Genomic DNA, 12,141 nt, shown 5'->3' with positions numbered 1-12,141 from the left:
CCCATTAGCCTCGTACCTTCGCCCAGGTCTCCGCCCGCCACGCGGCGACCTTCTCCTCGTCGCGTTCGGCGGCCCGACGGGCCGGGACCTGCGGGCTGTAGTCCAGGCGGTGCAGCAGATACGACGTGCCGCGCAGGGTGTAGCGGGTGTGGAACAGCCGGCCGATCAGCAGGGTCACCCGAGCCAGGGTCCAGCGCTGGTCGGGCCAGCCGTGCGCGGCCGGACCCCGGTCCAGTTCCACCCGTAGCCGGTCGAGCTGACGGTCCGACAGGCGGCACGACGCCCCACTCGGCCCCCGCGACGCCAGCGCCGCCACACCACCGGCCTTCCAGAGCCGTTTCCACTGGTAGGCCGACTTCGTACTCACCCGCAGCCGCCCGGCGACCTCCACCGGATCGACCCCGGCGGCGAACAGGTCCGCCGCCTGCGCCCGGACCGCTTCCCGACGAGCACGACCCTGCGCGGTAAGCCCGCCACCATCCGCATACCTCATGCCCGCTACAAGAGCTGAGCACGGCCGGGTCATACCCGGACAGACCGGATGTGATCAAACAGACCCCGACCATTCAAATTCTGTAGCGGGCGCGGGTCTGCTGGTGGACGACGTTGGTCAGGCCGAACGCTGTGCGGTAGACAAGTTTGATCAGATGGTTGACGCCTTCCGCGGTGGCGTTGGACAGGCCGTGGAGCACGGCGTTGGCGATCTCCTCACGCCACCGGGAGACGGTCTCGGCGAGAGTGACGATCTCGGGAACGGTCGCGCCGGTCGTGGCGGCGTAGGTGAAGAACCTGGTCAGGGCCCGGTTGATGTCGGTGCGGCAGGTCGCCAGCCCGGTGCGGGTCGGGGAGAGCGCGAGCACGGCGCGTAGGTGTTCCTTCGCGCGCCAGGCGGTGCCGATCGCGAGGGCGGCGTCCCCGCCGAGGTCGGCGAGGGTACACAGCAGCTTCCCGCAGGCAGCGGGTGAGAGCTTCTCCTCGGCCCGGACGAGCAGCCCACGGATCGTGTATTCCGAATCGGTCGCTCTGCCCCGGCGGCCGCGCAGCTCGTGGGTGACCCGGCGGCGCGTGTCGCCAATCGCCTTGTTCGCCAGCTGGCTGACGTGGAAACCGTCGATCGCGAGCAGGGCACGGGACAGCGCCTCGCGGGCAGCGGAGGCGTAGGCCGTGGACATGTCGATCGTGACGGCCCAGAGCCCGGCGCGCCACTGTCCGGGCTGGGCGGCCAGCCAGTCGACGGTGCCCGCGACGGTCCGGCCCTCGACGACTCCGAGCAGGCCATGCCCGCCGGTCGCGTCGAACAGCCCGGTCGCCCACCGGTCCGGTCTCGGCGAAGGTCCGCTGCCCGCACGCGTCGTTGTCGCAGTACAACCGCCGCTTGTCCCAGACCACTGTCATCGGCAGGACCACCAGGTGCGCCAGCCGCTGCTCGACACGCTCACGCAGCCGCCCCGACCGGGTCCCACAGCCCGGGCAGCACACCGTCGTCCCCTCCAGCGACGACAGGTACAGCCGCACCCACCCCGACTCCCGCCGCTCGACGTGCACCACCCGACAACCCGGCAGCCCGACCATCCACGCGACGTCCACACCCAACGACGTACCCTCGACCACGACGCACCCGCTTCCCCGGCGATCATTTCCTCGACAGTCATGATCTTGCCAGGGGCGGGTGCGTCGCCGTCTCCAGACGCCCTCGCCGTCACACTCCGCCACAACCCTGACGTTACGAAACGTCAGACACCAAACACGGTTTCAGACATAGTGCGCAGAGCCAGCAATGCGCCGGGGCTACCGGACAACCGCAGCCACCACGTCCGTGATGTCAGTTTCGGCGAGGACGCCTCCACCCTGCGCACCCGCAACCTGCCGGCTAACCTCGCGACCATCCGCTGCGCCGTCGTCAACAGACTCCGCGAAGCCGGATCCTGGTTCGTCCCCGAGGGCCGCCGCAACCACACAAGACCGACCGAGGCGCTCGACCTCCACCGCTTCCCCTGAACCGCGAGGACAGCTCCGACATAACCGTCACGTCAGACTACATCCGGCGCACCCCACCAAGATCAGTTACAACGCGAACTTGCCGGAGCCCCGTAGACCATCTGAGGAGGCACTGTGAGCGCACCCACGGGGATGGTGGGCACGCCGTACGAGTACCCGGTCGCGCGCGGGAAGATCCATGAGTTCGCGATCGTGGCGCAGTCCGAGGCTCCTGAGTACTTCGGCCCGGGCGCGGTCATCCCGCCCATGTTCCTGACGACCGCGTCCCGGTGGGCGCCCGACGGCGCCTGGGTGCGGGTCGGGTTCGAACAGTCCCGGATGCTGCATGGCGACCAGGAGTACGTGTTCTACGGTCCGCCACCGCGGCGCGCGGGCGACACGCTGTACGCGACCGAGCAGCTCGCCGACCGTTACGAGAAGGCGGGCCGGCGCGGCGGCACCATGCGCTTCGCCGGGGTCGTCACCGAGTTCCGCGACGCGTCCGGCGCCCTGGTGACCGAGTCCCGTGCCACTTTGATCGAGACCGCCAAGCCCGTTACGGCGCCCACCGAGGAGTTCCGATGACCGGCACCGTCCCCTCGTCGAGGTCCGATCGAGCCTCGACGCCCCAGCGGTCGGTTTGTCTCCCGCACCGCGTGTCTTTGGACCACTGACCAGGCAGATGTTCGTGCGCTACGCGGGCGCGTCCGGCGACATGAACCCGATGCACTACGACGAGTCCGTCGCGACGGCGGCCGGCTACCCGTCGGTCTTCTCCCAGGGCATGCACCAGGCGACGCTGCTCGCCACGTTCGCCACCGACTGGCTCGGGCCGCGCAACGTCCGCGGGTTCCGGGTCCGCTTCCACGAGCAGGTCTGGCCGGGCGACGTGCTGACCTGCGCCGGTGTGGTCACCGCCGTCGAGGAACGGCCCGACGGCATCCTGGTCACCGTCGACCTCACCTGTACGCCAGACCGGCGGCGTCGCCGTCAGCGGCGGTGCCGACTTCCTGCTCCCACGCTGAGCCATCCGTCGGCGGGGCGGGAGGTCAGCTCGGCTCAGCCGTCCGCGGCTCCCTTACCGGCCTGGGCCAGGAGGGCGGCCGACAGGTCGCCGGCGGCCTCCGCCTTGCGCCGGCCCATGCTCTTGGGCCGGACGTCGACGTCGGCGGCCTCGGCCCGCAGGGCACGAACGGTGGCCCGCTCCTTCGGCCGGTGCGCGAACGGGTCAAACGAGAAACAGCGCATCGCGTTCTCGTGGGTGATCTTGTTGACCTCGTCGTCGGGCAGGTCCGCGAGGTCCTTCCACAGCATCTCCGGGCCCTGCGGCCAGGTGGAGTCGGAGTGCGGGTAGTCCAGCTCCCACATCATCTTGTCGACGCCGACCTTCTCCCGGAGCTGGACACCGGTCGGGTCGTCGATGAAGCACGTCCAGATGTGGTCGTGGAAGACCTGGCTGGGCAGCCGCCCACCGAGGTCGGTGAACGTCCAGGCGCGGTGGTGCTGGTAGACGTAGTCGGCGCGCTCCAGCGCATACGGGATCCAGCCGGTGCCCCCCTCCGAGATCGCCATCTGCAGGTTCGGGATCCGCTTGAAGATGCTGGAGAACACCAGGTCGGTGACCGCCATCAGACTGTTCACCGGCGTGAGCGAGATCATCACCTCGGGCGCCGCGCCCGGGGAGGTCATCGGCATGCTCGACGACGAGCCGATGTGCAGGCAGACGGTGACGTTCTCCTCGGCGCAGGCACGCAGGAACGGGTCCCAGTGGTCCGTGTGGTAGCCGGGCAGGCCCAGCTTGGACGGGTTCTCCGAGAAGGTGACCGCGTGGCAGCCCTTCGCGGCGGCCCGGCGGACCTCGGCCGCGGCAAGCTCCGGATCCCACAGGACGGGCAGCGACAGCGGGATGAACCGGTCCGGGTGGCTGCCGGCCCACTCGTCGATGTGCCAGTCGTTGTAGGCGCGCACGCAGGCCAGCGCCAGGTCCTTGTCCTTGGCACGCAGGAACAGCTGGCCACAGAAGTGCGGAAACGTCGGGAAGTTCAGCCCAGCGAGCACACCACCGGCGCTCATGTCCCGGACCCGCTCGCCCGCGTCGTAACAGCCGGGCCGCATCTGCGCGTACTCGGTCGGGTCGAGCCCGTACTCCTCCGGCGGGCAGCCGGCGACGGCGTTCAGCCCCACGTTCGGCGCGAACCCGTCCTCGAACGCCCAGAGGTCACCGCCGTCCGGTCCCTTGACCACGTGCGGCGCCCGGTCCCGGTAGCGCTCGGGAATGTGCGCGTCGAACAAGGTCGGCGGTTCGACAATATGATCATCCACACTGATCAGGATGAGGTCTTCGACGTCCACCCCGGCCCCTTCCCTCGGGCTAGCACAAACTTGAACGTAACGTCATTCGATCGTAAGCAGTCATGCCGAACAAAACAATAGGTCTCTTGGGCGGCAACGCCCGGAGCGGATATGCGCTGGTCACGACACCGACCCGCGTCAGAGCAAGCACCCCCAACGGAAATGACATAATCATCAAATTCCCCCGGGGCTCGACGTGTCGGGCGCAGCTCTGCGAGTCCTCGGTGCTGTCGACGAAGCGCGAGTAGGAGATGACCACCGCGGTGGTTCCGGCTCTCGTGGGGCCACTGCGGCTGCGCTCGTCGGGCCTCGTTTGTCGCGGGCTACCGGGGCTGGAAGCGCTGGGCACCGTCGAGACGGATGGTCTCGCCATTCAGGTATGGGTTGGTCAGGATGTGCACGACCAGCGCCCCGTACTCGGATGGGTGCCCTAGGCGCCGCGGGAACGGCACCGCCGCGCCGAACTTCTTCAACGCGTCTTCACCGACTGACTCCATGACCGGAGTGCGCATGGTGCCAGGCGCGACGCAGACCACCCGGATACCGAGCGACCCGAGATCGCGGGCCGCCACCAGGGTCAGTCCGACGACTCCGCCCTTGGCCGCCGAATAGGCCGACTGGCCCATCTGACCCTCGAACGCCGCGATGCTTGCTGTCGTCACCACCGCGCCGCGTTCGCCGTCCTCGTTCGGCTCCGTCGTCGCGATCGCCGCGGCGGCAAGCCGCAGGACGTTGTAGGTGCCGTTGAGGTAGAGGTCGACCGTCTTGCGGAAGCCCGCCATGTCGGCCGGCGACCCGTCGCGCTGCACGACCTTCTGCGCCACCCCGAACCCGCCGTGGGCCGCGACCGCGAACCGGAACGTGCCCAGCTCACCGGCGGTCGCGATCGCCGCGTTCACCGACTCGTCGTCCAGAACGTTCGTCCGGGCGTAGCGGACCGACGGGCCGAGTTCGGCCGCGAGCTTCTCGCCCTTCTCATCGTTGAGGTCGGCGATGATGGCCGACCCGCCGGCGGCGACGATCGCCCGGACGGTGGCCTCGCCCAGCCCACCAGCTCCGCCGGTAACCAGCGCGACGTTCCCGGCCAGTTCCATCAGGTCTCCTCTTCTAAACTGGATCAGATTCGGTCGCCGACTGCTCGGCTAGTCGCTCGACGGCAGTGGCTTGGCGGCCTTTACCGCCAACGGGGACGAACCGATTTCGAAGCTGCCGGAGCCCCCCTTGGTCACCAGCAGCTCCACCGACCCGGCCTCGTCGATGTAGCGCTTGCCAAGCTGGCTGCCATCGGCCAGGCCGGGGAGCGGCTCAAGGTGCCGCTGCTCGGCGCCCACCAGAACCAACGGCTGCCCGCCGCAGGTCAGCGTCGTGGCGGACGGGGCGCCCGCCTCTGCTGCCCTTCCTCGTGCGGTTGGCGGCCTGGTCGGCCTTCTCGGGAATGACCGCGGTGATGCCGCGTCTACGCAGATAGGCACGGTTGCCGCATGCAGTTGGCGGTGACGCCGTACCGGGCACCCTCCATCGCGCTGGTTCTGGTGAGGTTGGCGATGGCGGCCTTCGCCGCGCTGTAGGCGGCCTGACCGAAGTTGCCGACGAGCCCCGCGTCGGCCGGCTCCTGGGCCGCGCCGTCGGCCGCCTCACCTCGCACACCCACGCCCAGGTCGTTCACCACAACCGTGGCGCCCTGGCTCGCGAGCTCCAGGCAGTGGGCACGTCCGATCCCACGGCCACCGCCCGTCACGATGACGACCCGCCCGTCGAGCATCCGCTTCTTCTGTGCCTGCACCCGTCGGCTCCCTCGTCGGATCGACCGCCAGACCGGCGTGGACCGCGGCCTGGACCAAGCCGTCGCCCGACCCTAAGCCGACTTGACATATTCGTCAAACATCGTTCTGATGGGAGCCACTGAACCGCCATGGGCGGCGCCGCTGTGCATGGCGGGTAAGGATCGGGAACCAACTTGACGTCCCAGTCGGCCCACTCGCTGGGAACGCGTCGCCGGGCTCAGGTAGCGCCCGCCGGCGTCCAGCCTTCGCCGGCGGCCAGTCCGGCCGCAGGCGAATGATTCCGTCAGCGTGCCAGCAGCCCACCGACCTCCGACCACCGCCGAGGAGACCGCCGATGCCGAGCGAACCGGACGACAGCGGGATGGACCAGTTCGTCGCCGAGGCCCGCGCCTTCCTCGATGCGAACGCCACCCGCCGCGCCCACATCAGCGACGAGGTCGTCTGGGGCGAGGGCGAAGACCGGATCACCTATTTCAGCACCGATCCCCCGGAGGTCGAGGCCGCGAAGGTGGCCGCGGCGAAGGCGTGGCAGAAGGTCCGCTACGACAGCGACTTCGGGTGGATCACCGGCCCGCCCGAGTTCGGCGGCCGGAGCCTGTCCAGCCTCCACGACCTCGTCTACGACAGCCTCGAGGCTGAGTACGACGTCCCGGACACTGGGGTGCTCTCCCTGATCGGGCTCGGGATGATCGGGCCGACGATCCTGGCGCACGGCACCGAGGAGCTCAAGCGGCGCTACCTGCCGGCGATGTACGCCGGCGACGTCATCGCCTGCCAGCTGTTCAGCGAGCCGGGCGCCGGCTCCGACCTCGCCGGCCTCACCACCCGGGCGGTCCGTGACGGCGACGGCTGGCTTCTCGAGGGGCAGAAGGTCTGGACGTCGGTCGCGCAGCACGCGGCGATCGGTCTGGCGCTGTGCCGCACCGATCCGGACAAGCCCAAGCACAAGGGCATCACCGCCTTCGTCGTCGACATGTCCGCGCCCGGCGTCGACATCCGCCCGCTGCGGCAGATGACCGGCGGCGCCGAGTTCAACGAAGTGTTCCTGACCGACGTGCGCGTCCCCGACGACCACCGGCTCGGCCCGGTCGACGGCGGGTGGGGCGTCGCGCTGACCACCCTGATGAACGAGCGGGCCAGCGTCGGCGGCGAGGGCGCCGGCGCCGCGGGACGAGCGGTCGCGCTGCCGTTCCTGACCGAGCTGCTGCGCGCCAACGGCCGTCTTGAGGACGCGGCTGCACGCCGCCGGCTCGCGGAGCTTTACGCTGACCAGGCCGCCACCGAGTACCTCAACCACCAGGCGCTGCGCCGGTTCCGCGCCGGCCAGCAGCCCGGCCCCGAGTCGAGCGTCTCCAAGCTCATGTACGCCCAGAACCTCACCCGCGGCGCCCACCTCGCCGCCGAGATCGTCGGACCGCGACTGGTCGCCGACACCGGCGAGTGGGGCACGTTCGCCTGGACGGAGCTGCTGCTCGCCACCCCCGCGCTGCGCATCCTCGGCGGCACCGAGGAGATCATGAAGAACATCCTCGCGGAACGGGTCCTCGGCCTGCCCAAGGAGCCCAGCATCGACACCAAGTCGCCGTTCCGCGAGCTGCGTCGATCGGGAAGGGCCGAAGCATGAGCACGGGCACCGGCACGAGGGCTGCCGCCGGTACGACGCGGGCGGAGGCCAGCGACGCGGAGCTCACCGAGCTACGCACCGCGGTGCGTGACTTCCTGTCCAGCAGGGCCGACGAGGCGGCGGTACGCGCCGCCGTCGACTCCGAGCGCGGCTACGACGACAAGGTGTGGGCCCAGATCGCCGCGGAGCTGGGGCTGCCGGCGCTCGCGCTGCCGACCGCCTATGGCGGCGACGGCTACGGCGTGGTGGAGCTGTCCGTCGTGATCGGCGAGATGGGCCGGGTGCTGCTGCCCTCGCCGTTCTTCTCGACCGTGGTGCTCGCGGCGACGGCGATCGTCGCCTCCGGGGACGCGGGCGCCGCGGAGCGCCTGCTGCCCGGCATCGCCGCCGGCGCGACGACGGCCACGCTCACCGTCCCCAACCGCGCCGGCTCCTGGGAACCGGCCACGGGCACGCTAGGCGTCCATGTCACCGGCTCCGGCTCCGGCGCGGAGGTCGTCCTCGAGGGCACCGCGCCGCTGGTCGTTGAGGGCGGCACCGCTGACGTGGTACTGATCGTCGCCGACAGCCCGGCAGGACCGACTCTCTACGAGGTCGACATGACGACCGCCGGGGTCGCCCGGACGACACTGCGCGGCCTCGACCTGACCCGCCGGATCGCCCGGATGGACTTCCGGGACGTACCGGCCCGCCTCGTCGGCGAGCCGGGCGGGGCGGCCCCCGTTGTCGCCCGGGTCCTTGACGTCGCGACCACGGCCCTGGCCGCCGAGCAGGTGGGCGGGGCCCGTGCGTGCCTGGAGACGGCCACGGCCTACGCCAAGGAGCGCATGCAGTTCGGCCGGCCGATCGGTTCCTTCCAGGCCGTCAAGCACAAGTGCGCGGACATGCTCGCCCGCGTCCAAGTCGCTGACGCGGCGGCGACCGAGGCCGCCCGGGCGGTCGACGGCGTGCCGGGCTCGCCGGACCCGGGCGTGGCCACCGCCGTCGCGCACGCCGTCTGCTCCGAGGCGTTCATGGCCGTCGCCGCCGAGAACATCCAGGTCCACGGCGGCATCGGCTTCACCTGGGAGCACCCCGCCCACCTCTACTACCGCCGGGCCAAGGCCTCCCAGCTCCTCTTCGGCGGTCCAGCCGTCTACTACGAGCGGCTCCTGCGTCGCGCCGGCGTGCGACCGCTCAGGACGGCATAGTTCGAGACGTGGAGGTACACAGCTCGTGACGGTCCCGCTCAGCGGCATCAAGGTTCTGGAGTTCTCCGAGCACGGGTTCGTGCCATCGGCCGCGTCCGCGCTCACCGACTTCGGCGCCGACGTGATCAAGATAGAGTGCCTGGACGGCGACCCGATGCGGCTCGTCCATACCAACCGGCTGGTGCCGAACGCGGACGGGGTCGAGTTCAGCTTCGAGTTGGTCAACCGCAACAAGCGGGGGATCGCGCTCGACCGATGCCGACGAGCCGAGCACTCAGCGCCCCGCGATCGGTGACATCCCGGCGGGAATGTTCCTCGCCGACGCGATCTGCGCGGGGCTGGTGCACGTGCTGCGCACCGGCACCGGCGTGGTCGTCGACACCGCGCTGCTGCACGCCGCCGCCTGGACCCTCTGCCCCGACCTCGCCTACGCCTCGCTGACCGGCGACCAGATACCGATGACGGGATCCGGCCCCCGCAGCCCGCTGACCTATCGCTACCGGACATCCGACCGACGGTTCGTCAACCTGATGATGCTCGACAAGGCTCGTTACTGGGCGCAGGCATGCCGGGCGGTCGGCCCGCCAGAACTGATCGACGCCTACCCCGACGCGGCAGCTCGCCGTACTGACTGGCCGGCGCTGCGCGAACGCTTCCGTGCCGCCATCGCCGGTTTCACCCGCACCGATCCGGAGCAACGGTTGCGCGCCGAGGACTGCATCTTCGCGGTCTACGCCGCGCCACCGGAGGTCATCCGACCCGGACATCATCGCGAACGGCTATCTGATGACGCACCCGGTCGAGGAGAACCTGCGGCTGGCATCCGCTCCGGCACAGTTCGACAACATCCAGCCGGCCATCCACCGCCCAGCGCCCCGCCTCGGCGAGCACACCGCGCAGATTCTGGCTGAACTCGGCTACAGCCCGGCCGACATCGAGAAACTGACGGCCTCCCGAACCATCCTGCATTCCTAAGCCACGCGGCCGGACCTTTCGGACGTTCCGTCGCGCCGCTTCGCTTAACCGAGGTCGAGCAGAATCGAAACGGCGAGGCGAGGCCACTGCCACAGTCGTTGACGCCACTGTGTGCCCGCCCGCCGGGCGGGCACACAGGGTACGATGACCTCGCCTACTCGTTTGGGACGACGACGGGCAGGACTGGCTGGTGGTTGGTCGCGCCGCCATCGACGGTCAACAGGGTTCCGGTGACGTACTTCGACTCGTCGGAGCCCAGGTAGACCGCCGCGGCGGCGATGTCCGCAGGCTCGCCGATCTGGGGCAGGACCAGCATGCCTCGGATGACCCGCATGTACTCCTCGTTGGCGAGGAGCTTCTGCATGGTCTCGCCGCCGCTGTTGATAAAGCCCACGATGATCGCGTTGGCGCGGATGTTGTCCATGCCGTAGTCGACAGCCAGCTGCCTGGTCAGTGAGTTGATGGCGCCTTTGGATGACCTGGCAGGCGGGCCGCGAGCGCAGTGCCCGGATGCCCGATGGCGCCGAGATTCGGAACGGCCGGTGAAGGCCACGGACACGCCCTCCCGGGTGAACATCTCCACGATCCCGGCACCGATGCCCGCGGTGCCGCCGGTGACCAGGGCCACCTTCCCGTCCAGCCGCATGACCGGCTCCTTTCGTGCTCCTTCTCGGGGCGGCCGCCCGAGGGCGCGGGCCCGGGCGTCTGCGTCTGGGCCGGCGGTGCCCGCAAGCCCCGGCACGGCCACTGTCAGGCCATGACGTCCAGCCGCATCGGCCTCAGGCCGGCACGGTGACGCCGATGTTGTCGACCAGCGGGGTGGTGGCGGAGGCGAGCAGGCGCACCTCGCCGGTGAGGGTGTCCAGCGGGCGCAGCGTGTCCGCCTCGACGGCGACGACGTAGTCGGGGGAGGACACCGGTCGCAGCAGGTCCTTGACCAGATCGGTGACGACCTTCGCATCGCGCTCCCCCGCCTTGATCGCCTCGGCTGCGGCGTACAGCCCGCGGTACAGCGTCGGCGCCGCCGCGCGCTGCTCGGCGCTGAGCTTCGTGTTCCGGCTGGAAAAGGCGACGCCGTCCGGCTCCCGCAGCATCGGGCAGCCCAGGACCCTCGACGGCAAACGCAGGTCCTCGGCCATGCGCTGGAACATGACGAGCTGCTGCCAGTCCTTCTCGCCGAAGTAGGTAGTGCACGGCCCGGCGATGTTGAGCAGCGTCAGCACCATCGTCACCAGGAGCTCCATGTTCGCGCCTTCGGGCATGCCGTCCAGGTGCGCCACCATGCCAGGCATCGCGATAAACGTGGCCGACAGCCGCCGGCAAAGGTCGTGGCGCAGCGGGACGTAGAACAGGTCGACGCCCGCGGCCTCGAACAGCGCCGCGTCCCGTTCCATGTCGCGGGTGTAGCTCAGCACCGCGCCCGGTGCCCACTCGAGCTTCAGCGCGCTGTTCCAGAACACCGCGACGTGGTCGCACTCCTGCTTCGCGCGGTGGACCAGCGAGAGGTGGCCCTCGTGGGTGCCGCCGCTCGTGCCGACCATGGCGCCCCGCCGGCCCGCGGCGCGCTCGGCCTCCAGCCGCTCGCGGACCTCGGTCTGCGCCTCATAGATGATCAAGGCTCGGCCCCCAGGGCGAGTGTGGCGGCGCGCGGGGCGGCCAGGTCGAGCACGGTTCGCGCTCCCGCCGGAGCCTCGATCAGCCGTGGGATGAAGTTGACCGCGCGGGCGGCGTTCAGCGCCGAAACCGGTTCGAGGCCGCTGGCGTCGTCGTGGTCGTGGGGCAGGTCGATCGCGCAGGTGATGGACGGCGTGCCGCTGATCTCGACCCGCCAGTTCGGCTCGTCGGCGGACCGCCGCCAGCCCTCACCCAGCCCGAGCCGGACGGTCTGTTCGTTCACAAGCTCGAAGAACGGGAGGTCGCCGGTGGTGTACGCGGTGAACGTCCAACGCACGCCAGCCGGGGTGCCCGCGCGGACCTTAAGAGCGTGTCTCATGTCGGGTGCGGGAGTTTCTTCCAGCAGGTGATCGCGGCAGCGAGGCAGACGAACCCGAGGAAGTTGCGGCCGTTGCGTTCGTGACGCAGAGTCAGACGACGGTAGCCACCGAGCCAGGCGGATGGGTCGGCCGCGCAGCGAGGTGTCAGCCCGAGGGCTGGTCCTTTTCCGCGCGGCCTCCCGCCGAACCGGACGTGATGGTTTCCCGATCATCCGGCTCTCCGGTGACTACTGCGTGAGCGGTGT

The 12,141-nt window shown here is 70.1% G+C and carries 14 protein-coding genes and 4 pseudogenes; 7 read left to right on the top strand and 11 right to left on the bottom strand.

What is annotated here, in order from left to right; genetic code table 11:
- Positions 1–7: 7 nt before the first annotated feature.
- The 3 genes and pseudogenes from AB1460_RS32465 to AB1460_RS32455 all read right to left on the bottom strand — a co-directional run.
- A pseudogene (locus AB1460_RS32465) lies at positions 8–493 on the bottom strand (winged helix-turn-helix domain-containing protein); the annotation flags it as partial.
- Between the two features lie 73 nt (positions 494–566).
- A complete protein-coding gene (locus AB1460_RS32460) occupies positions 567–1,274 on the bottom strand; it encodes a transposase (RefSeq protein WP_368965969.1) in 708 nt (235 codons plus the stop codon).
- Between the two features lie 139 nt (positions 1,275–1,413).
- A pseudogene (locus AB1460_RS32455) lies at positions 1,414–1,572 on the bottom strand (hypothetical protein); the annotation flags it as partial.
- A 189-nt stretch (positions 1,573–1,761) separates the two neighbouring features.
- On the opposite strand from AB1460_RS32455, the gene AB1460_RS32450 reads away from it, so the two are divergent.
- The 3 genes and pseudogenes from AB1460_RS32450 (at position 1,762) to AB1460_RS32440 (ending at position 3,002) form a co-directional block, all read left to right on the top strand.
- Positions 1,762–1,998 (top strand): hypothetical protein, encoded by a 237-nt coding sequence (locus AB1460_RS32450; protein WP_368965963.1) that lies wholly within the window; start codon positions 1,762–1,764, stop codon positions 1,996–1,998.
- A 114-nt stretch (positions 1,999–2,112) separates the two neighbouring features.
- Entirely contained in the window at positions 2,113–2,562 is a 450-nt protein-coding gene (locus AB1460_RS32445) for an FAS1-like dehydratase domain-containing protein (protein WP_368965961.1), read from the top strand.
- Between the two features lie 97 nt (positions 2,563–2,659).
- Positions 2,660–3,002, top strand: a pseudogene (locus tag AB1460_RS32440) (MaoC/PaaZ C-terminal domain-containing protein).
- Positions 3,003–3,036: 34 nt separating this feature from the next.
- Here AB1460_RS32440 and AB1460_RS32435 read toward each other — a convergent pair.
- The 5 genes and pseudogenes from AB1460_RS32435 to AB1460_RS32415 form a co-directional block, all read right to left on the bottom strand.
- Positions 3,037–4,329, bottom strand: coding sequence for an amidohydrolase family protein (locus tag AB1460_RS32435; protein ID WP_368965959.1), 1,293 nt, complete (start codon positions 4,327–4,329; stop codon positions 3,037–3,039).
- A gap of 323 nt (positions 4,330–4,652) precedes the next feature.
- Positions 4,653–5,423 carry an SDR family NAD(P)-dependent oxidoreductase gene (locus AB1460_RS32430; RefSeq protein ID WP_368965958.1) on the bottom strand — a complete coding sequence of 257 codons (771 nt, stop codon included), beginning with the start codon at positions 5,421–5,423 and terminating at the stop codon, positions 4,653–4,655.
- Between the two features lie 48 nt (positions 5,424–5,471).
- Entirely contained in the window at positions 5,472–5,660 is a 189-nt protein-coding gene (locus tag AB1460_RS32425; RefSeq protein ID WP_368965956.1) for a hypothetical protein, read from the bottom strand.
- A 22-nt stretch (positions 5,661–5,682) separates the two neighbouring features.
- Positions 5,683–5,808: pseudogene (locus AB1460_RS32420) on the bottom strand (IS5/IS1182 family transposase); the annotation flags it as partial.
- Positions 5,786–6,091: an SDR family NAD(P)-dependent oxidoreductase gene (locus tag AB1460_RS32415; protein ID WP_368965967.1), complete on the bottom strand. Its 306-nt coding sequence runs from the start codon at positions 6,089–6,091 to the stop codon at positions 5,786–5,788. The pseudogene AB1460_RS32420 and the gene AB1460_RS32415, both read right to left, overlap by 23 nt.
- A gap of 356 nt (positions 6,092–6,447) precedes the next feature.
- Here AB1460_RS32415 and AB1460_RS32410 point away from each other — a divergent pair, with 356 nt between their 5' ends.
- From AB1460_RS32410 to AB1460_RS32395, 4 genes are read left to right on the top strand one after another with little or no spacing between them, the layout of a single operon-like run.
- A complete protein-coding gene (locus AB1460_RS32410) occupies positions 6,448–7,737 on the top strand; it encodes an acyl-CoA dehydrogenase family protein (RefSeq protein ID WP_368965954.1) in 1,290 nt (429 codons plus the stop codon).
- Complete coding sequence (locus AB1460_RS32405) at positions 7,734–8,927, top strand: acyl-CoA dehydrogenase family protein (RefSeq protein WP_368965952.1); 1,194 nt, start codon at positions 7,734–7,736, stop codon at positions 8,925–8,927. The genes AB1460_RS32410 and AB1460_RS32405 overlap by 4 nt, the downstream gene beginning before the upstream one ends.
- Before the next feature lie 25 nt (positions 8,928–8,952).
- Positions 8,953–9,222, top strand: coding sequence for a CoA transferase (locus AB1460_RS32400; protein ID WP_368965950.1), 270 nt, complete (start codon positions 8,953–8,955; stop codon positions 9,220–9,222).
- A 13-nt stretch (positions 9,223–9,235) separates the two neighbouring features.
- Positions 9,236–9,838, top strand: a complete 603-nt coding sequence (locus AB1460_RS32395; RefSeq protein WP_368965948.1) for a CoA transferase — start codon at positions 9,236–9,238, stop codon at positions 9,836–9,838.
- Positions 9,839–10,056: 218 nt separating this feature from the next.
- Here the strand turns inward: AB1460_RS32395 and AB1460_RS32390 are convergent, their stop codons facing one another.
- The 3 genes from AB1460_RS32390 to AB1460_RS32380 form a co-directional block, all read right to left on the bottom strand.
- Positions 10,057–10,548 (bottom strand): SDR family NAD(P)-dependent oxidoreductase, encoded by a 492-nt coding sequence (locus AB1460_RS32390; RefSeq protein ID WP_368965946.1) that lies wholly within the window; start codon positions 10,546–10,548, stop codon positions 10,057–10,059.
- Positions 10,549–10,681: 133 nt separating this feature from the next.
- Positions 10,682–11,518, bottom strand: coding sequence for a pantoate--beta-alanine ligase (locus tag AB1460_RS32385; RefSeq protein WP_368965945.1), 837 nt, complete (start codon positions 11,516–11,518; stop codon positions 10,682–10,684).
- Entirely contained in the window at positions 11,515–11,895 is a 381-nt protein-coding gene (locus AB1460_RS32380; protein WP_368965944.1) for a hypothetical protein, read from the bottom strand. Before AB1460_RS32380 ends, AB1460_RS32385 begins: the two co-directional genes overlap by 4 nt.
- Positions 11,896–12,141 lie beyond the last annotated feature (246 nt).

The organism is Parafrankia sp. FMc2 (assembly GCF_041008525.1).
Classification (GTDB): Bacteria; Actinomycetota; Actinomycetes; order Frankiales; family Frankiaceae; genus Parafrankia.
The sequence above is the reverse complement of the archived record's forward strand: the minus strand, read 5'-3'. Positions and strand labels throughout refer to the sequence as shown.

What these genes read in the sequence shown, in the direction of transcription:
- AB1460_RS32430 (WP_368965958.1), bottom strand. Translation starts at nt 5,423, where the DNA reads ATGGAACTGGCCGGGAACGTCGCGCTGGTTACCGGCGGAGCTGGTGGG.
- AB1460_RS32415 (WP_368965967.1), bottom strand. Translation starts at nt 6,091, where the DNA reads ATGCTCGACGGGCGGGTCGTCATCGTGACGGGCGGTGGCCGTGGGATC.
- AB1460_RS32410 (WP_368965954.1), top strand. Translation starts at nt 6,448, where the DNA reads ATGCCGAGCGAACCGGACGACAGCGGGATGGACCAGTTCGTCGCCGAG.
- AB1460_RS32405 (WP_368965952.1), top strand. Translation starts at nt 7,734, where the DNA reads ATGAGCACGGGCACCGGCACGAGGGCTGCCGCCGGTACGACGCGGGCG.
- AB1460_RS32395 (WP_368965948.1), top strand. Translation starts at nt 9,236, where the DNA reads ATGTTCCTCGCCGACGCGATCTGCGCGGGGCTGGTGCACGTGCTGCGC.
- AB1460_RS32390 (WP_368965946.1), bottom strand. Translation starts at nt 10,548, where the DNA reads ATGCGGCTGGACGGGAAGGTGGCCCTGGTCACCGGCGGCACCGCGGGC.
- AB1460_RS32380 (WP_368965944.1), bottom strand. Translation starts at nt 11,895, where the DNA reads ATGAGACACGCTCTTAAGGTCCGCGCGGGCACCCCGGCTGGCGTGCGT.